Annotated in this window: 21 protein-coding genes, 1 other RNA gene and 1 pseudogene; 14 read left to right on the top strand and 9 right to left on the bottom strand. The window is 41.7% G+C overall.

The genetic code is table 11. The features are described 5' to 3' along the window. Nucleotides 1-87: 87 nt before the first annotated feature. Both GNF10_RS22730 and GNF10_RS22725 read left to right on the top strand, forming a co-directional pair. Complete coding sequence (locus GNF10_RS22730) at nt 88-2,322, top strand: hypothetical protein (protein WP_185581349.1); 2,235 nt, start codon at nt 88-90, stop codon at nt 2,320-2,322. 13 nt (nt 2,323-2,335) lie between these two features. Beyond that, on the top strand, nt 2,336-4,618 hold the full coding sequence (locus GNF10_RS22725) for a hypothetical protein (protein ID WP_185581348.1): 2,283 nt from the start codon (nt 2,336-2,338) through the stop codon (nt 4,616-4,618). A gap of 68 nt (nt 4,619-4,686) precedes the next feature. Here the strand turns inward: GNF10_RS22725 and GNF10_RS22720 are convergent, their stop codons facing one another. From GNF10_RS22720 to GNF10_RS22700, 5 genes are all read right to left on the bottom strand, one after another. Beyond that, nucleotides 4,687-5,889 carry an FtsW/RodA/SpoVE family cell cycle protein gene (locus tag GNF10_RS22720; protein WP_185581347.1) on the bottom strand — a complete coding sequence of 401 codons (1,203 nt, stop codon included), beginning with the start codon at nt 5,887-5,889 and terminating at the stop codon, nt 4,687-4,689. 444 nt (nt 5,890-6,333) lie between these two features. Continuing rightward, complete coding sequence (locus GNF10_RS22715; protein WP_012411143.1) at nt 6,334-6,540, bottom strand: phycobilisome linker polypeptide; 207 nt, start codon at nt 6,538-6,540, stop codon at nt 6,334-6,336. 223 nt (nt 6,541-6,763) lie between these two features. Beyond that, nucleotides 6,764-7,252 (bottom strand): allophycocyanin subunit beta, encoded by a 489-nt coding sequence (gene apcB, locus GNF10_RS22710; RefSeq protein ID WP_012411144.1) that lies wholly within the window; start codon nt 7,250-7,252, stop codon nt 6,764-6,766. 65 nt (nt 7,253-7,317) lie between these two features. Beyond that, nucleotides 7,318-7,803: an allophycocyanin subunit alpha gene (apcA, locus tag GNF10_RS22705; RefSeq protein WP_012411145.1), complete on the bottom strand. Its 486-nt coding sequence runs from the start codon at nt 7,801-7,803 to the stop codon at nt 7,318-7,320. Nucleotides 7,804-8,160: 357 nt separating this feature from the next. Next, nucleotides 8,161-11,484, bottom strand: a complete 3,324-nt coding sequence (locus tag GNF10_RS22700) for a phycobilisome rod-core linker polypeptide (RefSeq protein ID WP_260445946.1) — start codon at nt 11,482-11,484, stop codon at nt 8,161-8,163. Nucleotides 11,485-12,026: 542 nt separating this feature from the next. Between GNF10_RS22700 and GNF10_RS22695 the strand changes: the two genes are divergently transcribed. Further along, nucleotides 12,027-12,557, top strand: a complete 531-nt coding sequence (locus tag GNF10_RS22695) for a hypothetical protein (protein ID WP_185585928.1) — start codon at nt 12,027-12,029, stop codon at nt 12,555-12,557. 112 nt (nt 12,558-12,669) lie between these two features. On the opposite strand, the gene GNF10_RS22690 is transcribed toward GNF10_RS22695, so the two are convergent. The 3 genes and pseudogenes from GNF10_RS22690 to GNF10_RS22680 all read right to left on the bottom strand — a co-directional run. Continuing rightward, nucleotides 12,670-12,948 carry a 2-phosphosulfolactate phosphatase gene (locus tag GNF10_RS22690; protein WP_260445945.1) on the bottom strand — a complete coding sequence of 93 codons (279 nt, stop codon included), beginning with the start codon at nt 12,946-12,948 and terminating at the stop codon, nt 12,670-12,672. Beyond that, complete coding sequence (locus GNF10_RS22685) at nt 12,915-13,070, bottom strand: hypothetical protein (RefSeq protein WP_185585930.1); 156 nt, start codon at nt 13,068-13,070, stop codon at nt 12,915-12,917. The genes GNF10_RS22690 and GNF10_RS22685 overlap by 34 nt, the downstream gene beginning before the upstream one ends. Nucleotides 13,071-13,116: 46 nt before the next feature. Then, nucleotides 13,117-13,302, bottom strand: a pseudogene (locus GNF10_RS22680) (hypothetical protein); the annotation flags it as partial. Between the two features lie 175 nt (nt 13,303-13,477). On the opposite strand from GNF10_RS22680, the gene GNF10_RS22675 reads away from it, so the two are divergent. The 11 genes from GNF10_RS22675 to ssrA all read left to right on the top strand — a co-directional run bounded on the left by GNF10_RS22675 (nt 13,478) and on the right by ssrA (nt 22,563). Beyond that, complete coding sequence (locus tag GNF10_RS22675) at nt 13,478-13,807, top strand: XisI protein (RefSeq protein WP_185585927.1); 330 nt, start codon at nt 13,478-13,480, stop codon at nt 13,805-13,807. A gap of 82 nt (nt 13,808-13,889) precedes the next feature. Continuing rightward, nucleotides 13,890-15,071 carry a class I SAM-dependent methyltransferase gene (locus tag GNF10_RS22670; RefSeq protein WP_185585926.1) on the top strand — a complete coding sequence of 394 codons (1,182 nt, stop codon included), beginning with the start codon at nt 13,890-13,892 and terminating at the stop codon, nt 15,069-15,071. 487 nt (nt 15,072-15,558) lie between these two features. Beyond that, nucleotides 15,559-16,041 (top strand): ATP synthase subunit I, encoded by a 483-nt coding sequence (locus GNF10_RS22665; protein WP_185585925.1) that lies wholly within the window; start codon nt 15,559-15,561, stop codon nt 16,039-16,041. A gap of 61 nt (nt 16,042-16,102) precedes the next feature. Then, nucleotides 16,103-16,864, top strand: a complete 762-nt coding sequence (gene atpB / locus GNF10_RS22660; protein WP_175586935.1) for a F0F1 ATP synthase subunit A — start codon at nt 16,103-16,105, stop codon at nt 16,862-16,864. A 148-nt stretch (nt 16,865-17,012) separates the two neighbouring features. Continuing rightward, nucleotides 17,013-17,258 (top strand): ATP synthase F0 subunit C, encoded by a 246-nt coding sequence (atpE, locus tag GNF10_RS22655; protein WP_013192016.1) that lies wholly within the window; start codon nt 17,013-17,015, stop codon nt 17,256-17,258. A gap of 181 nt (nt 17,259-17,439) precedes the next feature. Continuing rightward, entirely contained in the window at nt 17,440-17,871 is a 432-nt protein-coding gene (locus tag GNF10_RS22650) for a F0F1 ATP synthase subunit B' (protein ID WP_185585924.1), read from the top strand. Nucleotides 17,872-18,065: 194 nt separating this feature from the next. Next, nucleotides 18,066-18,638: a F0F1 ATP synthase subunit B gene (locus tag GNF10_RS22645; protein WP_114086143.1), complete on the top strand. Its 573-nt coding sequence runs from the start codon at nt 18,066-18,068 to the stop codon at nt 18,636-18,638. Next, a complete protein-coding gene (atpH, locus tag GNF10_RS22640; RefSeq protein WP_185585923.1) occupies nt 18,635-19,189 on the top strand; it encodes an ATP synthase F1 subunit delta in 555 nt (184 codons plus the stop codon). Before GNF10_RS22645 ends, atpH begins: the two co-directional genes overlap by 4 nt. Nucleotides 19,190-19,377: 188 nt before the next feature. Further along, nucleotides 19,378-20,898 (top strand): F0F1 ATP synthase subunit alpha, encoded by a 1,521-nt coding sequence (atpA, locus tag GNF10_RS22635; protein WP_114086145.1) that lies wholly within the window; start codon nt 19,378-19,380, stop codon nt 20,896-20,898. Between the two features lie 147 nt (nt 20,899-21,045). Further along, the gene (locus GNF10_RS22630) at nt 21,046-21,993 is read left to right on the top strand and encodes a F0F1 ATP synthase subunit gamma (RefSeq protein WP_185585922.1); all 948 of its coding nucleotides are present in this window, start codon (nt 21,046-21,048) and stop codon (nt 21,991-21,993) included. A 180-nt stretch (nt 21,994-22,173) separates the two neighbouring features. Further along, nucleotides 22,174-22,563: a transfer-messenger RNA gene (gene ssrA / locus GNF10_RS22625) on the top strand. 464 nt (nt 22,564-23,027) lie between these two features. Here ssrA and GNF10_RS22620 read toward each other — a convergent pair. Next, on the bottom strand, nt 23,028-23,483 hold the full coding sequence (locus tag GNF10_RS22620; protein WP_114086147.1) for a helix-turn-helix domain-containing protein: 456 nt from the start codon (nt 23,481-23,483) through the stop codon (nt 23,028-23,030). Nucleotides 23,484-24,155: the final 672 nt, after the last annotated feature.

Below are 24,155 nucleotides of genomic sequence, written 5' to 3'. Positions count from 1 at the left end.
CCCAAAAAACGATTGTCACTTTTTCGCAGATATTAATTTTTTAATAGTATTAGTCATGGAAAATAATAAAATAGTATAAATAATAGCATGGAAAAAAGTGTTATTAATGCCAGCCTTTCTACTCAGAACCTAACTTTTCGTCCAGGTGATACTCCTGTATCATTTGAGGTAACTGTCAATAATGACAGCGATCGCTTTGTCAATTTTCAGGTAGAAATTACCGCCGCCGGAGAAACCCGGAACACTGGATACCGATGGTATCGACTCGAACCAGAGGTGGCAGCAGCTAAACCACCAGGAAGCAGTACCATATTTCAAGTCTTCATATTCAATACACCCATTCCAGGATTTGTCGGTACTGTCAACCTGATGGTGAATATTTTTTCGCCGCAATTAGCACAACAGTGCAGACTTGTGCTACGTCTGAAAATCGAACGAGATAACAGACCAACACACTTAAGTGTTGAATTGCCTGTGCGAGAGTTCCAAGTTTATCCCCGCAATTCAGTAGATATACCAGTACGGGTGCGGAACTTGGGGCAACAACCAACTGATGTGGGGCTACGTTTTACAGGCGTTGATCCATCTTGGCTAGCAGGTAGTGCAGAACGTCGATTATCTCTAGATCCGGGTGGATTAGCAGAAGCTACATTTCAATGTCAACCTCCTTCTGTAGTGCAAGCACCCAGCCAAAATTACCCTTTTACTATCGAAGCTGTTAGTAATAATGGTTATCCAACCAATGCTGAAGGCAACATTGAAGTCTTACCAGTGGGTTTTATAGACTTTACCACCACTCAAAAACACCTCAAAATTCCTAGTAAATCGGCATGGTTGCCTGATTGGAAATCTGATACGGCTTCCTTTGAATTACTATTTAAAAATGCTAGCAACCTCAACCAGCAAATTAATGTCCAGGTACAGGGTAGAGACTGGCGAAAATGTACTTTCAAAAAGCTTCCTGAAAATGCCAATCTCCATTTAGGAGAGACAAGTAAGATCATTCTTGATGTTAAAACAAAACGCCCTTGGGTAGGAATCGGTAAAACTCTTTTATTAGAAGCTAAATCTGAATTATCCGACCAACGTTTAGGGAGTACAGACCCCGCCACGCAGACATTAGAAGTGGAGGCTTTGCCAATTATACCTCTATGGCTACAGCTAGCTGCGATCGCAATCTTAGCTGCACTCCTAGCATTAATACTGAAACCAAGAGATATAATGCATACACGTTCGGTAAACTCAATACGCTTTAGTGGTATTGGTTTATCTGTGGTCAGTGGCTCAGATGATTGCACATTAAGACTTTGGAGAATTGCTGCTGATAGCTTAGGCCCCGATGACACAGTAACATACGCTGGGCAACCCGTAGCTTGCGACCAACGGCAACAGCCCAAAGGTTTAATGGCGATTACCGATGATGCTGTAGAAGTCTTACGTTTCATGCCATTACAAAATGATCGTGTTGCCGTTGGTCTCGATAATGGTGTAATTGAACTCAGAGATGTACCATCAGGTCTAAAGATTAGCGAACTTCAAGACCTTAAAGATCCTAAAGCAAAAGGCGATCGCGTCTTTGATTTAGCTTTCACTTCAAACTCACTTAATTTATTCAGTGGCTATGGCAGTGGTAAAGTTAGAGTATGGTCAAGATCAGCGCCTAACAGCGATTTTCAGCCAGAACCGCAAGTTATCGACGTACAAAGTACATTGAAACTATCAGGTTTCCAAGTCCGGGCATTAAATCTCAGCCCAGATGCCAAAACTCTAGTAATTGCCGGAAACTTTAAGCGTTTTATCTTGTGGCAGTGGAACCCAACTCAATCTGATAAAAAATTCCCAGGTTTATCAGTGCAAAATCTAGAAAAACTAGACCCATTAGTTGGGCGTGAAGACTATATTTGGGGATTGGCTTTTGTTCCTAACTCCACAGAAAAAATCCTAGCAACCTCCGATTCTGCGGGATTCATTACGATTTGGAATTTGAATCAGTGCCAAACTCTCAAAAATCCCAATCCCCAGGAAAAAATTAATGAACTCAATTGTTCGCCAATAGATCGCTGGCCAGCATCAAAAACATCTGTGCGTAGTCTGGCATTTAGTGATGATGGTGGTTTGCTAGTAAGTGGTGGCGATGATGGACGAGTTGTGCTTTGGTACTTAACTCCCGAACATAAGCTCGACAAAATAAAGGCAGCAGAAGGTAAAACAATTTACCAAAGCTCTAAAAAAATCAATAGTATCGATTTGAAAACTAATCAAGGAACCATGATTGTTAGTGGTGGTGAAGATTTTCAAGTCAAACTACACCGCATCAAATAAGAGAGTCAATGACATGCAAGCTAAATTCAATCCACTGCAAGTTATTATCAATCCACCTGGAATTCAATTTGGAATGCCAGGAGATACCATTGAACTCTATGTTGTTGTAATCAATCAAGGAGATCAAGATGCGGTTATTGACTTACATTTTGTTTTTGACGAAGTATTTCAAAATTTAACCGGTTGGTCTAGTTCTCCTAGAGAAAGTTTAGCATTAGCTTCCCAACAGAATAGCGACGAAGTAAGATTTGAATTTCAAATTGCCGCAAATACTCTTCCCGGAACCTATGACTATACATTAGTCGTAGATTCACCTCTACATTATCCTCAAGATACACCCATAACCTTCCCAAACCAAATTAAGGTTCTGCTACAAGAACAGACTGCAATTCGGGTGAATGACCCGACATTTTCCATTAGACCTAACACCAACCCCAACAAGCCACTAATTTTCAATCCTAGTGAGCCTCTGCAAGTAGAGATTATAGTTGATAATCGCTCTTATCTCGTCGATAGGTTCCGCTTGAGTTGTCCAGATTTAGACGAAGACTGGTTCACAATTAATTATCCTGCAAGCGGATATGAGGGTTCTGGATTAGTATCGGAAGCTACTGCGCTAGAACTGAACCCTGGTACTAAAGGTCAAATATTGTTGAAATTTCACCCACCTGGGGATACACTCGCAGGAAGCTATTCTCCTACAATCCGCTTGTATTCGGAGAACTCTCCCGACTTAGTACTACTAGACTTGGTGTACATTCAAATTCCGACAAATTATCGCTTAGATATAGAACTTCATACAATTTTGGGACAAGTTAGCCGTAGTCTGGGCAAGTATGAATTATCACTAGCGAACCAGGGTAATATTGTCCGTGAACTGATATTAAGCTTAAAAAGTCGAGACGAAGAAGAACTGTATACTTACAAATTTGATCCGACTGAAATAAGATTATTACCAAATAGAAGTGCTGTGGCAAACTTGACGGTCAAACCCAGACCTTGGTGGCGAAAACCGTGGTTTGGCGCAGGGCTAGTAGTTAACTTTCAACTCGACATCAAAGACCAAAAAAATTTACCTCTACCTAACACATTGCCTCAAGGGAGCTTGGTATGGAAACCCCGTCCTTTGTGGCAATTTATTCTGTTAATTTTGGCAATTTTGGGATTATTAGGAGGGATAGGATTTATCATTTGGCGAATTTTAAATCCCGATCCTTTGAAATTAGAAAATTTTAGTGCAAAAGACTCTCAAATTACTGAAGGTGATGAGGTTGCTTTAAACTGGGAAATTCACCACTATAAACAGTTGCAAAAGTTGGTTCTGACGGCTAAAGGTTCCCAACCCATTGAGCCTATTATTTATGACTTTAGCAATGGCATTCCTGAAGCAATGGGTAAAGGAAGTACACCTCTTTGTCAGATACAAGAAGAACAAGACCTTATTTGTAGTAACGTGAAAACTGGAGTGAAAACAAAAGGAAATTACACTTTTCAGTTACAAGCTTCTTATGAAAATGGTATACAGTTATTTTCTCGAACTAATCAAGTAGCAACCCAAATAACCCAAGTAGAAATAACTGAGAAACCAATTGCTGAAGTTGTTAATTTTCAAGCCGATAAACCACAGTATACAAAAGGTCAAAATATTCTTTTAAGTTGGACTATTGCACGTCCATTACTGCTGCAACAAATTCAAATTGCTGGCAGTGCAGATGATGAGACATCCTACGGTGAACCAATTGCTTATAAAATTAATCAAGGTAATCTTGCAGACCCTAAGCTTAAAAATCTATGTACACAACAAAATCAAGAATTACGATGTATAAATATTCCTATACCTGCATATAAAGCAGGAAAATTTGCTTTTCAAATCAAAGCTCTTTCTAATGGAAGTCAAAAAACTAGTTTTAAAAAGACTGAATCTAAAATAGAAATTTTACCAAAACCATTTAGGATTGTTTCTTTCACAATCAACGGTAGTGAGCAACCAAATCTGGTTCTCAACGAAGGAACAACTGCTACCCTGAGTTGGAGAGTAGAAGGGGAAAAAGAAAATATTCAAGTTAAACTTCTGCCATACGGCGATGAAGTTGCATTAAGTGACTCAAAGCAGTTTCCAGTTAATCTAGCCTTCCCACCTCAAATCACGCTGCAAGTTAATGATATATCTAATAAGCAACCACCCCAGCAAAAAGGATTTGTAATCACAGTCCTCAAAAAAGTAGTACCTATTCCTATACCTAGCATTAACCCAATTCCACCTAACCCATTTCAAAGCCCCTTACCTTTAAGGTAAGGTTTATCTGGCTCTTAGGAACATTATTAATAGGCTGTGAAAGGTTGCTTGCCCTATTTCCTACTAACTCAATTTCTATTTTTATGAAAACCCCGATGTCTTCGCCCATTTTGAAACAGGGGTTTTCGTAACGGTACTACCTCAGCTTCATTACTCTCGCGTGCTACCCGAATCAGCAACCCAGCAGCTATTAAGCTAGCAATCATAGAATTACCACCATAACTAAACATTGGTAAAGGTAAGCCTGTAGTTGGTAAAGAACCTGTAGCCACACCAATATGGAGCAGTGATTGTCCTATCATCAAAATCATCGCACCAATCGCTACCAATCGATGCACTATATTTTTAGCCTTCAGCGCCACAATTAATCCGAGGGTGGCAAATGTAGCTAAAAGTGCCAACAACACCATACTGCCAACAAAACCAAACTCCTCTGCGAACACGGCAAAAATAAAATCGGTATCCTGAATAGGTAAATAAAACAGTTTTTGTTGAGAAAGCCCAAACCCGGCTCCCCAAGTCCTACCAGAACCCACAGCTAGTAGACTTTGCACCAACTGGTAGCCATCTCCTGTAGCATCCGCCCAAGGATTGAGGAATGACATCACCCGCTTACGCTGATACTCTTTTATGCTAATACTGAGTATCGCCAACATTACTCCGCCAATTGCTGTTCCTCCCAGGTACTTGTAAGGTAAGCCAGCCGCAAGAGCAATTAGCCAAATAGTCATACCGCAAAGTGCTGTTGTACTTAAGTTGGGCTGGGCAAGAATTCCTAAAAGTACCAAACCGAAAATACCCAACCAAGCAAAGCGAACCCGCCAACTGATACGTTCCCATTGACCAAAAAGCCGCGCACTTTGCAGCACCAAAAAGGGTTTAATTAATTCTGAAGGTTGAATAGGAATTGGCCCGATCGCAATCCAACGGGCTGCGTCAAAAGCCTTTTTTCCCAATCCTGGGATTAGTGTGACGAAAATTAATGCCAAAAACAGCAACAAAAACCAATGGGATACTCCCAGAATTTTTTGTAACGGCAAATTAACAATAATATTAAATCCGATTAAAGAAACTAAGACCCAAAGTAGTTGACGCTTAAAGTAGTACAGTCCATCACTCTGACGCGCGTCAGCCACGGGATAGGATGCTGAAAATAGCATTATCAAACCGACAAACAGCCAAATTAACGTTAACCAGCGCAACAAACGCGCTTCTAGTGCCCAGTTCGAAACTGAACTATTAAAAATTGGAATCAAGCGGTGTAGATTCACGAGTAGTACAGGTAAAAGTCAGGAATTAGGAGTTAGAAATAAAACTCATAAATCATAACTTATAACTCATAAGTAGGCTTTACAACCATAAATATTAGAGTTGTTAACTTCAATACACCACTAGTTCAATATTTATAACAAATTACCATCTCTACCCCGCGCTGAAAAAGTAGTATTTTATACTCAAATTTTAGGGTTCTATAGTTAAGAGCGATCGCTCGAAAATTGACTGAAAGTATTCTAAAAGTATTTATCTGAAATAGAGTACATGTACGGAAGTATACAAAAAATATATGTATTATAAAAGCTAATTATATACTTTTCATAGAAATTGATAGTTTCTATATTACTTAATTACCAGGTTTTATAGTATCAATTTTCAACAAAAAAGAGGTCTTTTTCAACCTCTTACCAATTCCCTAAAATAATATTCTATTTACAAAATTACGACAAGCCAGTATTAGCGCCTTGCTTACCAGTTGCCAGTTCCACTTTGATAATTTTGCCGCCTGCTTTTTGAATACGTTGCTGTTCACGGAACCAATTCTCATAAGGAACTAGCTTAGTGAAGTAAGTATTTTGCAGTTCGCGTTGGGTACGAATTCGGGTTTGGCTGGGAACTAGAGCAGTAATTTTAAACAAACGGGACATATTTTGAAAATCTCCTGTAAACTTTGTGAAAACTTTTTTTATCTCAAAATCTTGAGTGCAAATCTTTTAATCATTCAAAGGCTGGAAATCAAACATCAATACTAGACCACCAATACTCATCACTGATAATTTACCAAGATAAGCAATATAACGTTCTAGCACTCACAGTTGATTTCCAGACCTTAATAAAGCCGCACCTAAATTCTTAAGCGCAAACTAGCTCTTAGCTTAAGCCAGAAGAGATATAGTCTAAGTAAACGCCCATTTCCTTACCAGCGTCAGAACCAACCAAACTAGCGGTTACTTCCTTGATTGCTTGGATAGCTTGTACGGTAGCACCAACGGGAACTCCTAAAGAGTTGTAGGTTTCCTTTAAGCCATTTAATACACGCTCATCCAAAATGGAAGGATCGCCAGCTAACATAGCGTAGGTGGCATAGCGGAGGTAGTAGTCCAAATCACGGATGCAAGCAGCATAGCGGCGGGTGGTGTACATGTTGCCGCCGGGACGGGTGATGTCAGAGTATAGCAAAGATTTTGCTACAGCTTCTTTAACGATCGCAGCAGCGTTAGCGCTGATGGTGCTAGCAGCACGTACCCGCAGTTCGCCAGTAGCGAAGTAGCCTTTTAGTTTTTCTAAAGCAGAGTTGTCTAAGTATTTACCTTGAACGTCTGCGGAGTTAATGACAGCGGTAATTGCGTCTTGAGCCATGTTGTTAATTCCTTATTTCCAACCGTATTGCAATAATTCTGTTTCGGCAGGGAAACAGCATCACCCTATAGTAGAGCGCCAACTAGGTAATCGAAGTAGGTACCAGCTTCAGAAGCATCATCACCAGACAGCAATGTAGTAGCTACATTCTTCAATCCACGGATACCTTCAGCAACACCATCAATAGGAGTTCCCAAGGACTTGTACAATTCACGGGCACCGATAACACCAATTTCTTCGATGGGTGTAACATCACCAGCAACGATACCGTAGGTAACGAGGCGGAGGTAGTAATCTAGGTCACGCAGACAAGTAGCAGTCAATTCTTGACCGTAAGCGTTACCACCAGGAGATACAACATCAGGACGCTTTTGGAACAATTGATCGCCAGCTTGCTTAACCAGCCGCTCACGATTTTCTGTCAAAATTTGAGCAATCCGCACGCGGCGTTCACCACTGGCAACAAAGGATTTGATCCGATCCAATTCACCGGGGCTGAGGTAGCGAGCTTCTGCATCAGCATTCACGATAGCTTTCGTGACGATACTCATTAATGGATTCCTCCAATACAAATGAAACCAGGATTTGATTAAACTCGTGCGACTTTAAATTTGGTTTACTGAGTTTGTTCTCTCGTTCTTTTAGACACAACAGTTTGATAACTGCTACGGCTAATTAATTACGAGTTTTCTTGAGTCAACACAAGTACACAAGCTTTTAAACTCAGTTACCTTCCGCAAAACATTTTCCGGCATTCTGTTGAGCATTTATGACTGCTCTTAACACTTTGTAATATTACCTTTCAGAATTCCCTGTTTTAGCTGTAATCTGAGAGCAATATTACGAAAGGTTACAAAGGTTAGAGGGTAAAGATCATAGGAAATAATCTCTACCCTGTAACCTATTACCTACTCAGCTGCCTGTACACTACCGAGGTAGTTACCTGCTGACAAAGAGGGGAAGCGGTTGTAAGGCACAACATCTTCACCGAAGTAGCGGCTATATTCTGGACTTTCGACTATTGCTTTTACAGCAGCCGATAAACCACTATCAGTTAGCAGCTGGTTGCACTGGCGAATTTCTTCCTGATCTGCGGGTGTACGCCCCAACAGGTGACGGAAGAGGAACTCAATTACCTTGGCATGAGGATAAGGTGATAAGAAGCGCTGACGATAGATTTCGGAACTAGCTAGTTCACACACAAACTCCCGCACGGAAATTTCACCATTCTGGAGTTTGCTGTCTAGATCAGTACGGTGGAAACTATCAGGCACTTCACCGCTAAATACATCCAATACCTGACAGTAAATGGCGTTGATTACCTGTTGTGTTTCGGCTTGGTTTGCGCTTTCTGTTAGACGGTAAATGCGTGCATGTTTACGCACATCTAGTTCTACGGGTTGTCCGCTACCATCGTTGTAGGAACGACCCAGTTCAGCAAAGGCGGGCTTGCTCTTGTTGATACCGTTTGTTTGGGCTGCTATATCTGCGATCGCCTGCGTCAAAAGCGGTGTATCGTTACTAACTCCTACACGTGCTTGCACGGGTTTAAAGCTAGGCACAACTACGTCATCGTTTTGTTTGGTCAGCTGGTTGTACAGCTTCTCGGTATTCGGGAAGTTTGCCGCAGGTAGGGTTGGGAAGCGACGGTAAGGAACCGTATCTTCACCAAATACTTGGTTATATTCCACACTATCTACCAAAGCACCAATAAAGGCACGAATACCTTGAGTTGCCAAAATTTGGTTATATTTGCGGATTTCTGCTTGGTCTAATGGCGCACGTCCTAAGAAGTGTTTGGTTCCCAACTCAATCACTTTGGTGTTGGGGTAAGGTGTGTAGAATTCCTTCAGATAGAGGTTAGAGTAACCCAAACCTTGAATAAATTCTTTCACACTGATTTCGCCGTTCCCCAACTTGCTTTCCCACGCCGTAAATTCATTTTTAGCGATGTAGGGTGCAATATCGCGCTCAAAAATCTGACGATAGGCAGCACTTATCAAAGTTTGCACTGCAACTTTGTCGCTGGTATTGGAAACCAGTTTGAAGATTTTGGTTTGTTCGCGTTGCTTGCTAACACCTTGGTTAATGCGGAACTGAATATCTGGTTCTGACCGTTTTTCTGTGACTGTACCCAATGTCACAAAGCTCGGAGTTACTTCCTTCTGAACTTTCGCCGCAACATCCTCACGAATGCTACCAACGCGCAATTGCCGCCCTGATACACCGCCAGGAGTCAAATATCGTTCGTAAGGAATTGTATCTTCACCAAATGCTTCGCTGTATTCTACGCTGTTAATAATTGCATCAACGACGGCATAAAAGCCCTGTTTAGAAGCGATGTCAAAGTACTTGTTGATTTCTTGACGGCCATAAGTCGGACGACCCAACAAGCGGCGGTGAATATACTCGATCGCTTTACAAACATAGAGCGATGACCAGTACAGATTGCGGAATACATCCGACTTAGCCAAAGCACGGATAAACTCCCGTACAGAGATGTCGCCGTTTTCCAGCTTGATTTCCAATACCTTCGGGCGCTGACCTTCGTAAAGATCGCGACCGAAAACTTGCAGGTAAGCAGCTTTAATCAATGCTTGCGTGGAGCTTTCGGAGAATCTGACGCTAGAATTTTTGGCAGCTTTCTTACCTCTAGTACCAGGCAATTGGTCTAATTTGAACACCTTGGGCCCAAGAGTACCAGGAGCTTCACCCCGTGCTTTGGGATTACTATTTTGGTTATTAATCCCTGCCCCTTGGTGAATCAGGATGCGCTTGGTATCTTTGCCAAAAGGAGCCGGACGGGTGCTGGGGTTGCGAGTTTCTTTCGGGAAAATCGCCCCAAACTGAATTTCTAAGGGGTCATTACCAGAACCATAAGGATGTTGGTCTGGTAGTGGTTGCTCGTAAGCCGCAAATGTCGTAATGAACTGAGGTATCTTGCGGAAAGGCGCACTGTAGTTAAACAGGTCTTGCTGCGGCCCCCAGTTGCGGCATTCTTGTGCTTCTTGCCCCAGACCCCGCAGGTAAGGTACTGTTTCTTCACCAAAATAGTCGCCGTATTCAGCAGAATCTACTAAGGCATCTACCAAGGCTGGCAGACCACCATTAGAAATAATCGAGAAGTATTTTTGCACTTCTTCCCGGCTACTTGGCCCCCGTCCTAAAATGTGGCGGAAAGCTAGTTCGATGACTCGGCTGTTAATAAAAGGCTGATAAAACTGTTTTTGGTAAAGGGGGGATTTAGCTAGACGACGAACAAACTCCTTCATGGAGATGTCGCCATTTTTCACCTTGGATTCTAGGTCAGATATCGACAAGCTATAAGCACGGGTAATGTCGCGCTCAAAAATTTGCCGATATGCCGCTTTGATTACCTCATTTTTTTCGCTAGCTGACAACCCAGTTTTCATCACAAACTTGGGACGGCGTTCTGCTGCATTAAAGTAAATTTGCGGCAGTTGCAACCCTTGCTGGTCGCTAGAGGGACGTTGACGGACTTTATTTGAAGGTGTGGCTGCTTTGAATTCTGTTAACAAAACATCCATGTACTGAGACACAATTTCTGTAGCCTCAGCATCCTTGCGGAAAAAGGAAAGCGATCCGGCTTTGATTTCTTGCAAAGCTACCAGCGTTGCTTCACCAGAGCAGGCATTTTCAATTATTTCCCGCAAACCCCGTGTATTCACCGCTATGATGTTGGGGTCGCCAGCAACGATCGCATAAGTAGCGTAGCGCAAGAACCAGGATAAATCCCGTAAGCTCTTGGCCATGTTGCCGGGGCCGTAACGAGCAATGTTAATTGGTCTGAAACCTGCAGGTACAGGGCCGCTGGGGGATGAGTTAAATATTGATCGTAAATTTTCTAGAAACCCGCCACGACTTTCAACGTAGGTTACAGTTCCTAGTTGCATCCCTTGCTGAACATTAGCACCACCACCACCAGCAGTTACTAGTTCTGCTTCTCTGGGCTTTTCTAAAAAAGCCATTGGCGAACCACCGACAAAAATCCGGTTGGCAGCGCGAGACACAATAATCTCGGCATTATCTGTAAGCGTTTGGGAAATTTCTAACCGCTTTGCACCAGATGCAAAATAGCTTGCCAGTTCATTGAGTTCACCACTTCCCAAAAAACGGTCTTGCTGCTCGGCTTGGGTAATTGTCGCTACAGCTAGGGTTTGATATAGTTGCGGACGCGCAACTGAGCTTCCACCACTCGCCTTAACACTCATCGGCTTTGTAAAACTCCCATCATAATCGTTATATATGTTAAATCTGGGTCGCTTTGAGGGTTGACACATCGGTGTCTCTGTGCTTTATGAGCTTGAGAGTATTGCCTGCAAAACTGCCAGTAAATTAACCCAGTTAGCTTTTAGATTAGAACGTTTTGCGTTCTCAAGGCTGGTTTATTAAGAAGTGTGTAGAACCCATAGCTTAGATACATCCAGTCTCAAGAGTACATACTCTTGTTTGGCTGAGATCAAATCTAAGTTTTGTAACTTAGAAATAAGCTAGGCATGGTCTACTGATGCCGAAAACCCCTATTTTGATGTTTGTGGCAGTATCCATTCTACGATTATTGCAAATGTTACAAAATCTTAGTTGAAACTAAATTTCCTTCAGCAATGATCGGTGGACAGTAGTCATTAGTCGATGTTAAGTTGTTTTTGCTACTGATGACTGAATATTTTAAAATAACGCCGTCCTGGAAATAATTCTCAAATTGCAGTGTTTTTTAGCTTTAGCTATCAGTATTCTTTAACGGGAAAATACTATGCACAAAAGTTCTAAATTTAACTATTTATTCAATGTTGCCCTGTCTGCGATCGCAGTTATTTTAGCCATTGCTCCTGCAAATGCGCTTCCAGAGCAAAACATCAGCACCGTTGTTAAGTGGGCAAAAACGCGATCACAATTACCAACTTTGAGATACAACAGCGAAGCCCACGGCTACGAAGGTACAAAGGGAAATTTATACTTTTATGCTGATGTCACTTCTCAAAATGGCATAGTGAATAAAGAAGGCATAACCGTTAGTGGTGATAAACGCCTCAAATTCACCACAAAAAATGCCAATGCAGTGAAATTGTTACAAAATATTTATAATTCTAATATTGCCAATGACTTCCAGAAGTCCCGATATATCACCAAAGTTGGACGTGACCAGTTTTATCGCGGACAAAAGTTTGCTTACATCGCTGCTGAGGTGCAAGGTGGGTCATCATTGCAGATAATTCCCTTGAATAAATTGCAAGAGTTTATAGATAATGCCAAATATTGCCAAACCAATCAGTGCGACGTTTAATTAGGAATTTCCAAGAAATAAACTAACCACAGAGACGCAGAGAACACAGAGAGAGAGGAGAAATAGAGAGGATTTTTGTGTCAGTTTGGAGATATTTTTATTTGGAAGTCTCTTAAGCCTGTAGCCTGGAATCTACATAAGCATTATCAGTAAACAAAGGCACGCAATCGCTAACGTTGTAGGCAGAGGACAGTTCAACATCTGACTCAAAACCTTTTTCAATCAACTCTTTACCCGAACTACATTTTTTCAAATAGCCCAGTAAATCCTGCTGGAAAGCTTGAAATGTTGTCACAGCAACTTCGGCTTCTGGTGATAGACTGCCATGTAAATAACTGAGGATTGCTCCAGCACCAATTAAATCTTCAAATGCAGGACGTAGGCTGGACAACGATAAATCTTGCCATTTACCGGATTCCGAACCTGAAAGGAATCAGTATCAATAATTGAAGGTAAGGCGCGATCGTTAACAACGATATTTTGCTGCTTGACAGAAATGTTGAATGCTGACATAAAACTTTACATAGATGGGTATGCTAACTCTAAAAAGCCTAAATTGTCAACATAACATCATCTCCTCAAACCAATGAACATAACTGATTTTCTGACACATACAAGATTGTTCGCATAGCGTCTCGAAGAGAAGATAGCGGAATTTATCTAATAGTGTATGTCCCCATTTTGCGGGAATAGATAAAAGCTGTAAAATCAGATAAGCTATCAAACTAACGTAAATTTGTATGGTGTCACAATTAAACTAATTATATTTTAAGCCTTCGCCCAAAATTACCATATTTTGGGTTATTTTTATCGGATTTTTCTTAACATTCAACACTTCTGCGTCAATTTATTCAAGATTCTTTAAAAGAATATCAAATTAAACTTTTAATATTTAATTCCTTAAGTCAGGACATTGTTTTATGGAAGGAATAAATTACCCTCAAATAATTCAAGATATTTTAAATAATCATTCAGCTAATGATGTGGCTAATGGCACAGAGGTTCAATTGTTATTTGATACAGAACGCCATCATTATCAAGTCTTAAATATTGGCTGGAAAGAACAACGAAGAATTTACGGAGTTATCATTCATGTTGATATCAAAGGAAAAAAAATTTGGATACAAAGAGATGGTACAGAAATCGGTATCGCTAATGAATTAATTGCTGCTGGTGTACCTAAAGAAGATATTGTATTAGGATTTTACGCTCCTTATAAACGCCAATTTACTGACTTTGCAGTTGGATAAATAGCAGTAAATAAGCAATAGTAATCTTTGCTCTAATCAGCCACTATCCGCTAAACTCAGTAATGCTGCGTTATTCCTCATCATGTCCGATTCCCAAAGTGTTAGTGCTGCTGTTGCCAAACTCTACAATACATATCCGTTTCCGCCGGAAGCTCTGTTGGATGAACCACCTCCAGGCTATAACTGGCGCTGGAACTGGCTAGCCGCTCATAACTTCTGCACAGGTCAAAAACCCCAAAAGCAAGATATTCGGATTTTAGATGCAGGTTGCGGTACTGGTGTAAGTACAGAGTACTTGGTTCACCTCAACCCCCAAGCTTCTGTTGTGGGAATTGATCTCAGCACTGGGGCTTTAGATGTAGCAAAAGAACGTTGTCAACGTTCTGGTGCTAACCGTGTTGAGTTTCATCATCTCAGCTTGTTTGATGTGGAACAGTTACCGGGTGAGTTTGATTTAATTAACTGTGTTGGCGTTTTGCACCATACCTCTGATCCGATTCGCGGTATTCAAGCTTTGGCGCAGAAGTTAGCCCCAGATGGCTTAATGCACATTTTTGTGTACGGAGAGTTGGGACGCTGGGAAATTCAACTTATGCAAAAAGCGATCGCACTTATTCAAGGTGACAAAAAAGGCGACTACCGCGATGGTGTCCAAGTCGGACGACAAATATTTGCTTCTCTACCAGAAAATAATCGAATTGTCAAATACGATAAACAGCGTTGGTCATTAGAAAACCACAAGGATGAAAACTTTGCGGATATGTACGTTCATCCCCAAGAAATTGACTACAACATTGAGACGCTATTTGAATTAATTGATGCTTCGGGGTTAGAGTTTATTGGTTTTTCAAATCCGAGTTTCTGGGATTTGGAGAGACTTTTAGGCAAAGCACCAGAGTTAGTTGAACGAGCAAAAGGATTGAGCGATCGCCAGCTTTATCGCCTGATAGAATTACTAGATCCAGAAGTAACTCATTACGAGTTTTTTCTTTGTCGTCCTCCCTTAGTTAAAACTGACTGGTCAGACGACAACGCTTTATTAGCAGCGATTCCCGAACTTAATCCTTGTATTGAAGGATTTCCCAGTCAATGCTTCTTTAATTACAATTACCAAATTGTTAATTTATCTGAACCAGAGTTTGATTTTATGCAAAAGTGTGATGCGAATTCAACGGTTGCAGAGATTTCGGCTGATGTGCAACTGGGATTAGATGAAGTAAGAAAACTTCTTCAGCAGCAACTGATATTATTAACACCTGCTTAATCAAGCTCCAATTCAACACTGGCTTAATAAAAGCAATTTATACTTATCGGGAGGAGCGATCGCCCATCACCACTTTTGGTAAATTAATGTAAATTAGGAAAGTACCCAAGAAACAGGGTATTGCACATCCTAAAAGTTGGAGTTTTCTGGAATTTAGCAGTGGTGCGATCTTTAATGACAAGCCGCTACTCTACAATTTCTGATTTGCGGTACGTCCATACACTCCTCAAGCACCAGTTAATTTTATTCACACCGACTTAATTCAAACACCAAGATGTTATGTAACGACTTTGGAGGAAGATAATCCACTCAAAAAAGCTGGAATTGGAAGAAAAATTGAATTTTCCGTCAGCAATTATTGATTATCCATCCGCACGCTCCCTTACTTCGGGGAGCGCAATTTTACTGACTGTCTAAGGTTGACAAGAAGTTAATTGTTTTTTCCTAAAGTATTGTTACCGGATCGTGATATGATTCAGCTGACTGAATGTGCAGTCATCATAATTTAACTGTACTGGTTTCAAGTCTCGTGAGCTTGTCAGACGAATCAATTGCGCCCACTCCGACAACGCAACAAGATGCTAAAACTGGTTCTGGAGACACAGAATCAGGTAACTCCATGCAAGAGTTCCATCAACTCTTCCAGCGATTGTTGGTAATCACGCTTGTCTTGACGGGGGTTATTTTTATCTCTGTGTGGATTTTTTATTCCTTAAACATTGCCCTAAATTATTTAATTGGGGCGTGTACAGGTGTGGTTTACTTAAAAATGTTGGCTAGAGACGTTGAGCAACTTGGTAGTGAAAAAACCAGTTTGAGCAAAACTCGTTTTGCTCTATTTATGGGAGTCATGATCGTAGCAACTCAATGGCGTGAGCTACAGATTTTGCCCATATTTTTGGGATTTCTAACTTACAAAGCCACGCTCCTCGTCTATATGGTGCAAATTGCGTTCATTCCTGATTCTTAAAAAGTTCAGGCTCACAAAGATAGTAATCCCATCCTCGCTTGTTGGGGAAAATGCTTGAAGAATGCAAATGCTTAGTGTCTTAAACGCCTTTAATTCTTTTCCCCTCGCCGAATTAGAAGTAGGTCATCATTTCTACTGGCAGTTGGGCAATCTTAAAATTCATGGGCAAGTTTTTCTCACCTCATGGTTTGTGATTAGCATTTTAGTAGTGGCTTCAATAGCTGCTACTCGCAACGCACAAAGAATTCCCAAGGGTATCCAGAATTTAATGGAATACGCCCTAGAATTTATTCGTGATTTGGCCAAAAACCAACTTGGTGAGAAAGAGTACCGCCCTTGGGTGCCATTTATTGGCACATTGTTCTTGTTTATTTTCGTATCGAACTGGTCAGGTGCGCTAATTCCCTGGAAGCTCATCAAGCTACCTTCAGGCGAATTGGCTGCTCCCACCAATGACATCAATACGACTGTTGCATTAGCACTGCTAACTTCCTTAGCGTACTTTTACGCGGGTTTTAGCAAGCGGGGTTTAGGCTACTTTAAGAAATATATAGAGCCAACACCCGTTTTGTTGCCGATCGCAATTCTTGAAGATTTCACCAAACCCCTCTCCCTAAGCTTCCGGCTATTTGGTAATATTTTGGCGGATGAATTGGTAGTTGCGGTATTGGTGCTGCTAGTTCCTCTATTTGTACCTCTGCCTGTAATGGCCTTGGGTTTATTTACCAGCGCCATTCAAGCCCTGGTTTTTGCCACCCTAGCCGGAGCATACATTCATGAGGCAATGGAGGGGCATGGCGGAGATGAACATGAGGAGCATTAAACTTCTCAGTTGATAGCACGGTTCCAAGAGCATATTCGCTCAAAACATCGCAAAGCGCGATCAAAGAACTCATGTGCAGCGTGAAAACCACGTTTCTAATCGTTAACGTACTTTTGTTAGTTTTGTAATCAAAGCAAGGAAAATCAACATGGATCCATTAGTTCAGGCTGCTTCAGTTCTCGCTGCTGCTTTAGCGATTGGTTTAGCTGCAATTGGCCCTGGTATTGGTCAAGGTAACGCTGCTGGACAAGCAGTAGAAGGTATTGCTCGTCAACCTGAAGCAGAAGGAAAAATTCGCGGTACTCTGCTATTAACCTTGGCATTCATGGAATCCTTGACTATCTATGGTCTAGTAATTGCCCTGGTATTGCTGTTTGCTAACCCCTTCGCTTAATACCTGAAAATTTTGTGAGTGTGGAGACGTGAATTATCACGCCTCTACAATCGAAATGTTTTGGGTATCTCAATAGTTATAATGTTCAGTTGACCCTTGTTGGCTATGGGTCTCTAAAATATGAAAGGTTGGATGATGTTGCTAGCCATGAAAACTGCTACTCCAGCCAAAGAGGAGACAAATGTTTGATTTCGATGCTACCTTGCCCTTCATGGCATTGCAATTCCTGCTACTAGCAGCTTTGTTGAATGCAATTTTCTATAAGCCACTGACCAAGGTACTAGACGATCGCGATAATTATATCCGAACGAATACCCTTGAGGCGCGGGAGAGCTTGGCTAAAGCCGAGCGCTTGGCTACAGAATATGAGCAGCAACTCGCAGATGCTCGCAGACAATCGCAAGCTACTGTAGAAGCCGCTCAACTTGAAGCTAAGAAAATTACTGCCGAGAAAATTGCTGAGGCCCAAAAGGAAGCTCAGTCTCAACGAGAACAAGCTTCTGTTGAAATAGAACAACAAAAGCAAGAAGCTTTTCGTACCTTAGAGCAACAAGTTGATGCTTTAAGCAGGCAGATTCTAGAAAAACTATTGGGGCCAACTCCAGTTAGATAAGCTAACGAGATTGGTTCTGTGTAAAGCATACGCGCAACTGGGCCCTAGTCCAGAGCGCTTAATTTAAGTGTCAAAAAAAGGCACTTTTTCCCTTCTTGGGAAAGATACTTAATTTCCTTACAGGGAAAAGATACTTAAATTTCCTTCCCTAGGGGAAAATACAACGTATTAGCAAGCGAGCAGCGCACTTGTAAATGGGTATCATGGGGACATTCTTATTACTTGCCGCAGAAGCGAACGCTGTTCACTCTGAATTGGCAGAAGGCGCAGCAGAAGGTGGTTTCGGTCTAAACCTAGACATTTTTGAAACCAATCTGATCAATCTAGCGATTCTGGTTGGCATACTATTCTACTTCGGACGTAAAGTTTTAAGCAATATCCTGAACGAGCGACAATCCAATATTGCCACCGCAATTCAGGAAGCAGAAGGGCGCTTAAAAGAGGCAAAGACTGCCCTTTCCCAAGCGCAAGAGCAGTTGAAGCAATCTCAAGCAGAAGCAGAACGTATCCGCCAATCGTCCGTAGAAAATGCTCAAAAAGCGAAAGAAGCCTTGTTAGCGAAAGCAGCGCAAGACGTAGAACGCTTGAAACAAACAGCAGCAGCAGATTTAAACAGCGAAACCGAGCGAGCGATCGCTCAACTACGGCAACGAGTTGCTACACTAGCATTGCAAAAAGTCGAATCGCAACTCAAAGGCGGGATTGCCGACGATGCTCAACAAAGTTTAATTGACCGCAGCATCGCACAACTGGGAGGCAATGTATGACAAGTCAGGTAGCGGCAGCCGAAGTAGCCCAACCTTACGCACAGGCACTTTTGTCAATAGCGCAATCGAAAAATTTGACAGAAGAGTTCGGGGAAGATGCGCGTACTTTCCTGGGACTGCTCAGAGCAGACAAACAGCTACACAACTTCTTCAGCAACCCGTTTATTCAGGCTGAGAACAAAAAAGCTCTCATCAAACAAATACTCGGTGAAGGCGCTAACCCCTACTTACGCAACTTTTTGTTGATATTAGTAGACAAACGCCGCATTGCATTCCTGGAATCGATTTTTCAACAATATCTGGCGCTGTTGCGGCAGCTGAATCAAACCGTATTAGCGGAAGTAATTTCAGCCGTTCCCCTCACAGACGCTCAACAGCAGGCAATCATCCAAAAGGTGATTGCCATCAGTAATGCTCGCCAGGTAGAACTAGAAACCAAGGTAGACAGTGAGTTAATTGGTGGTGTGATTATTAAAGTAGGTTCGCAGGTAATTGATGCCAGTATCCGGGGTCAGCTGCGTCGCCTTTCATTGCGCTTAACTAATAGCTAGAAGGTTAGGAGTTAGAGAGACGCGATTAATCGCACGCGTCTGTACAGGAGTTAGAAGTTAGGAGTTAAGTAAATAGTAATTTATTTTGACTTTTAACTTGTAATTTTTGCATTTTTAACTCATAACTCCTAACTCTTAACTCCTAACTGAATTAATTTTTCCGTCTCGAAAGCAAAAAAGATAGACACATGAGCATATCAATTAGACCTGACGAAATTAGCAGCATTATCCAACAACAAATCGAGCAATACGATCAAGAGGTCAAAGTTGCTAACGTTGGTACTGTTCTACAAGTAGGTGACGGTATTGCCCGGATCTATGGTCTGGAAAAGGCTATGGCTGGGGAACTCTTAGAATTTGAAGATGGCACAATTGGCATCGCCCAAAACTTAGAAGAAGACAACGTGGGCGCGGTGTTGATGGGTGAAGGGCTAGAAATTCAAGAAGGTAGTTCTGTAACCGCTACTGGTAGAATTGCTCAGATTCCAGTCGGAGAAGCCTTAATTGGAAGAGTTGTAGACGCTTTAGGTCGTCCCATCGATGGTAAGGGAGACATCAAATCCTCAGAAAGCCGTTTGATTGAATCTCCAGCACCCGGTATCATTGCTCGTCGATCTGTACACGAACCCATGCAAACGGGTATCACAGCTATTGACTCAATGATTCCTATCGGTCGCGGTCAACGGGAATTGATTATTGGCGATCGCCAAACGGGTAAAACTGCGATCGCGATCGACACCATCATCAACCAAAAAGAAGAAGATGTAGTTTGTGTGTACGTTGCGATCGGTCAAAAAGCTTCCACCGTCGCTAACGTGGTGCAGACATTGCAAGAAAAAGGCGCGATGGATTACACCATCGTCGTCGCCGCTAGTGCCAGTGAACCTGCAACACTGCAATACTTAGCTCCTTACACAGGCGCAACTATTGCCGAGTACTTTATGTACAAAGGCAAAGCTACCCTAGTAATTTACGACGATCTTTCCAAGCAAGCCCAAGCTTACCGCCAAATGTCCCTGCTGCTACGTCGCCCACCCGGACGCGAAGCTTACCCCGGAGATGTATTCTACATTCACTCTCGTTTGTTAGAAAGAGCCGCAAAGCTAAGTGATGAATTAGGTAAAGGCAGCATGACCGCCCTACCAATCATCGAAACCCAAGCTGGTGACGTTTCGGCATACATTCCCACCAACGTAATTTCCATTACCGATGGTCAGATATTCCTGTCTTCTGACTTATTTAACGCCGGCATCCGTCCAGCTGTAAACCCAGGTATTTCAGTATCCCGTGTGGGTTCTGCGGCTCAAACCAAGGCAATGAAAAAAGTTGCCGGTAAGATTAAATTGGAACTAGCCCAATTTGACGACCTGCAAGCCTTCGCTCAATTTGCTTCTGACTTAGATAAAGCCACTCAAGACCAGTTGGCACGGGGTCAACGGTTGCGCGAACTTCTCAAGCAACCACAAAATTCGCCACTCTCAGTATACGAGCAAGTAGCAATTCTTTATGCTGGTATCAACGGGTATTTAGATGATGTGCCTGTAGATAAAGTCACCACCTTTACCCAAGGTCTGCGGGAGTACTTAAAGACTGGTAAAACCCAGTATGCCGAAGGAGTAAGAGCCTCCAAAGCACTAGGTGATGCAGAAGAAGCTGCATTAAAGGAAGCACTTACCGAATACAAGAAGACCTTCAAAGCAGCAGCGTAATTACAGTGCTGAGTGCTGAGTGCCGAGTGCTGAGTAGCTATAAGTGTTGAGTTGAAGAAAGTTTTTCATTCAAAACTCAAAATTTCAAACTCAGAACTCAGGACTCAGAACTCAGAACTCAGAACTCAGGACTCAGAACTTAAAGTTATGGCCAATCTAAAAGCAATACGCGATCGCATTCAGTCGGTCAAAAACACCAAAAAAATCACAGAAGCCATGCGTCTCGTAGCTGCGGCTAGAGTGCGTCGGGCGCAAGAACAAGTACTAGCGACTCGCCCCTTTGCCGATCGCTTGGCACAAGTATTATATGGTTTGCAAAGCCGTTTGCGCTTTGAAGAAGCAAACCTGCCACTGCTGAAAAAAAGAGAAGTTAAGTCAGTCGGGCTGTTGGTAATTTCAGGCGATCGCGGTTTATGCGGCGGCTACAATAATAACGTTATCCGTCGTGCAGAAAACCGCGCCAAAGAACTCAAGGCAGAAGGTTTAAACTATCAATTTGTGTTAGTCGGACGCAAATCTACACAGTACTTTCAACGCCGAGATCAGCCTATTGATGCTACCTATAGCGGCTTAGAGCAAATTCCTACCGCAGCAGAAGCCAATCAGATTGCTGACCAACTACTTTCCTTGTTTCTTTCCGAAGAAGTAGACCGCATCGAATTAATCTACACCAGATTTCTTTCCTTGGTTAGCTCCCGTCCTGTAATACAAACCTTACTGCCCCTCGATCCGCAAGGTCTAGAAGCAGCCGATGATGAAATCTTCCGCTTGACAACCCGTGGCGGTAAATTTGAAGTAGAACGGGAAAAAGTCGCTAGCCAAGTCCGCCCATTGGCTCCTGATATGATTTTCGAGCAAGATCCAGTACAGATCCTCGATTCTCTGTTGCCCCTGTATCTGAGTAACCAGCTATTGCGGGCGCTGCAAGAATCTGCGGCTAGTGAACTAGCAGCGCGGATGACAGCGATGAGTAATGCTAGTGAAAATGCGGGCGAATTGATTAATACCCTCACATTGTCTTACAACAAAGCTCGACAAGCTGCCATTACTCAAGAACTCCTAGAGGTTGTAGGTGGTGCTGAAGCCCTAACTTAAAAAAATACTTGTTGTGGCTCGTGGCAAATAGCCAATTGCTAATGGTTTCAAAATTAGCGATTGGCTATTTCCAATAATTAGAGCCATATCTCCTGACTTTGATACCTACGAATTACGAATTACGAATTACGAATTACGAATTACCAAATCCCGTATTATAATTTATATATAGAAGCGCATGGGTCCGTCACGGTTTCGACAGGTTGGCGAACGCTGCTCTGTGATTCAGGTCGAGAGTGAGTCTCCTCTCGGAAATCAAAGGCTCAAACAAAAAGTAAATGCGAATAACATCGTTAGCTTTGCTCGTAAGGATGCTCTAGTAGCTGCCTAAACACCTCTTATAGGTTCGAGCGTCTTTAGTTTGACTCCGTTAAGGACTGAAGACCAACCCCCAACGGATGCTCTAGCAAGCGTTCTCTGGTTGGCTTGTTAGCTAAGATTAAATCAGAGCATCCTACGTTCGGGATAATGAACGATTCCCGCCTTGAGGGTCAGAAAGGCTAAACCTGTGAATGAGCGGGGGGTCAATACCCAATTTGGACAGCAGTTCGACTCTGCTCGGATCCACTAAGAATAAATAACAAGTCCACCTGATAATTTTATATCAAGGTGGATTTTGTTTTGTGCTGTCTGAATATTTTAAATCAGTAGACCGAATTGAGCCAATAAAGAAATCAATTCAAAATCCAAAATTAGTGGACTTTCAGCATTTCCTGATGAAAGGATGTTGATTTTGCCATACTAGAATTATTTAGCACTTCTGTATACCTGAGCTACACCACAATCAACGTGCTAATTTTTACCAGATCTTATTCAGGCTGTTAAAATCTTCTTGGTCTGCATAATCAAGGTTTAAAGCAAAAGTTCTACATTCTAAATCCTTGCTTCGCTAATTGCTGCAAAACCTTGGTCGGTGATTTAATCCATAACAGGCCCCCAGCAGCCTTTGGCTTTGGGAGAAACGCCAAAGTGATCGCTTACCAGTCCTGGCGCAACTTTTGCATTGACGAAATTACTAAGAGTGACGAGAGGCTTTAATGATTCTGTTCTTGAGGTTGTTTACGTGCGGTTCCAAACCTTCTTCCCCTTTGTTTAAGTACTCGTCGTAACCGATCTGCACTCAAGCTTACCTGGCGTTCAGATGCCAGTTTTTTTGCTAATTGTTTAGAGTTATAAGTCTGTGACTCTTGAGCTAAACAATTTTCTAGATAAACCAAATCTGATTCTGAATATCGAGGTTTTCCACCTCGTCCAGAAGCATCCCACAGACCTGCTAAACCCATCTTTTCCCAACGATGAAGGGTTTGACGTACTGTTGAAATTGCCCAGTTCAAACCTTTAGCAATTTGCTCATTTTTTAAGCCACGATTATTTAGCAGTAAGACTTGTGCCCGATCCTTCGTACGTTGAGGAACATGTTTAGCTTTTCTTAACTCTTCTAAAGTCAGCTTTTCTTGCTCAGTTAGAAAGACTTTTAATCTGCATCCCATAATTAATAACCTTTTACACAGTTAATTCTTGGAATCTTTTCTTAAGAATTTGTTAGCGTTGTTCTAATTAATGTCTAAAGTCGATAATAAAAGACTGTATCATTAAAATTCTTCAATTATTCTTATGACTACGGTAATTTATCGAAACTTTAAAAATAATTTTTACGCCATTTTTCATTGGAATGAGCAGAAAAACATATACATAGAAGCCTTCTTCCTTTTCATTTAACTCCTCTCTAGAAATTTTTCTTAACTATCTCCAAAAAATATTTATTTTCTCGACTTCACATAAATTTCATATTTAACATAACAGTATTATTGCTTGAAACAAAAATATATTCAATACCTATTGGAGATAGAAAAATTTGTGTTGCTTTTCCTATTTTTACCACTATTCCTACTATTCCTACTTTTCCTACTTTTCCTACTTTTTTGTAAGATAGCCTCTTAAAAACTAACTTTTAATTCATCCTCTTAAGATAATTATTTTACGCCATAACTACAGAGGTTGTTTGTAAAACCTAGTATATTTTTATCATTTATACGTCACTCTCAAAAGGATAAATTTTTATTTATCAGCTTCTTTATGAATCCATTTAAGAGGCGAAATGCAATTAAATAGGAGGCTTTTGAGTTGTGCTGAGTTTTATATAATAGTCCTAAATATATAAT

This window comes from Nostoc sp. UCD121 (assembly GCF_014222285.1).
Taxonomy (GTDB): Bacteria; Cyanobacteriota; Cyanobacteriia; order Cyanobacteriales; family Nostocaceae; genus Nostoc.
The sequence above is the reverse complement of the archived record's forward strand: the minus strand, read 5'-3'. Positions and strand labels throughout refer to the sequence as shown.

Excerpts from the sequence above, each read along its gene's own strand:
- atpA (WP_114086145.1), top strand. The coding sequence starts at position 19,378 with ATGAGCATATCAATTAGACCTGACGAAATTAGCAGCATTATCCAACAA.
- apcA (WP_012411145.1), bottom strand. The coding sequence starts at position 7,803 with ATGAGTATCGTCACGAAAGCTATCGTGAATGCTGATGCAGAAGCTCGC.
- GNF10_RS22685 (WP_185585930.1), bottom strand. The coding sequence starts at position 13,070 with ATGTCAGCATTCAACATTTCTGTCAAGCAGCAAAATATCGTTGTTAAC.
- GNF10_RS22650 (WP_185585924.1), top strand. The coding sequence starts at position 17,440 with ATGTTTGATTTCGATGCTACCTTGCCCTTCATGGCATTGCAATTCCTG.
- GNF10_RS22670 (WP_185585926.1), top strand. The coding sequence starts at position 13,890 with ATGTCCGATTCCCAAAGTGTTAGTGCTGCTGTTGCCAAACTCTACAAT.
- GNF10_RS22630 (WP_185585922.1), top strand. The coding sequence starts at position 21,046 with ATGGCCAATCTAAAAGCAATACGCGATCGCATTCAGTCGGTCAAAAAC.
- apcB (WP_012411144.1), bottom strand. The coding sequence starts at position 7,252 with ATGGCTCAAGACGCAATTACCGCTGTCATTAACTCCGCAGACGTTCAA.
- GNF10_RS22725 (WP_185581348.1), top strand. The coding sequence starts at position 2,336 with ATGCAAGCTAAATTCAATCCACTGCAAGTTATTATCAATCCACCTGGA.
- atpH (WP_185585923.1), top strand. The coding sequence starts at position 18,635 with ATGACAAGTCAGGTAGCGGCAGCCGAAGTAGCCCAACCTTACGCACAG.
- atpB (WP_175586935.1), top strand. The coding sequence starts at position 16,103 with ATGCAAATGCTTAGTGTCTTAAACGCCTTTAATTCTTTTCCCCTCGCC.
- atpE (WP_013192016.1), top strand. The coding sequence starts at position 17,013 with ATGGATCCATTAGTTCAGGCTGCTTCAGTTCTCGCTGCTGCTTTAGCG.
- GNF10_RS22695 (WP_185585928.1), top strand. The coding sequence starts at position 12,027 with ATGCACAAAAGTTCTAAATTTAACTATTTATTCAATGTTGCCCTGTCT.
- GNF10_RS22715 (WP_012411143.1), bottom strand. The coding sequence starts at position 6,540 with ATGTCCCGTTTGTTTAAAATTACTGCTCTAGTTCCCAGCCAAACCCGA.
- GNF10_RS22700 (WP_260445946.1), bottom strand. The coding sequence starts at position 11,484 with ATGAGTGTTAAGGCGAGTGGTGGAAGCTCAGTTGCGCGTCCGCAACTA.
- GNF10_RS22675 (WP_185585927.1), top strand. The coding sequence starts at position 13,478 with ATGGAAGGAATAAATTACCCTCAAATAATTCAAGATATTTTAAATAAT.
- GNF10_RS22665 (WP_185585925.1), top strand. The coding sequence starts at position 15,559 with ATGTGCAGTCATCATAATTTAACTGTACTGGTTTCAAGTCTCGTGAGC.
- GNF10_RS22620 (WP_114086147.1), bottom strand. The coding sequence starts at position 23,483 with ATGGGATGCAGATTAAAAGTCTTTCTAACTGAGCAAGAAAAGCTGACT.
- GNF10_RS22730 (WP_185581349.1), top strand. The coding sequence starts at position 88 with ATGGAAAAAAGTGTTATTAATGCCAGCCTTTCTACTCAGAACCTAACT.
- GNF10_RS22645 (WP_114086143.1), top strand. The coding sequence starts at position 18,066 with ATGGGTATCATGGGGACATTCTTATTACTTGCCGCAGAAGCGAACGCT.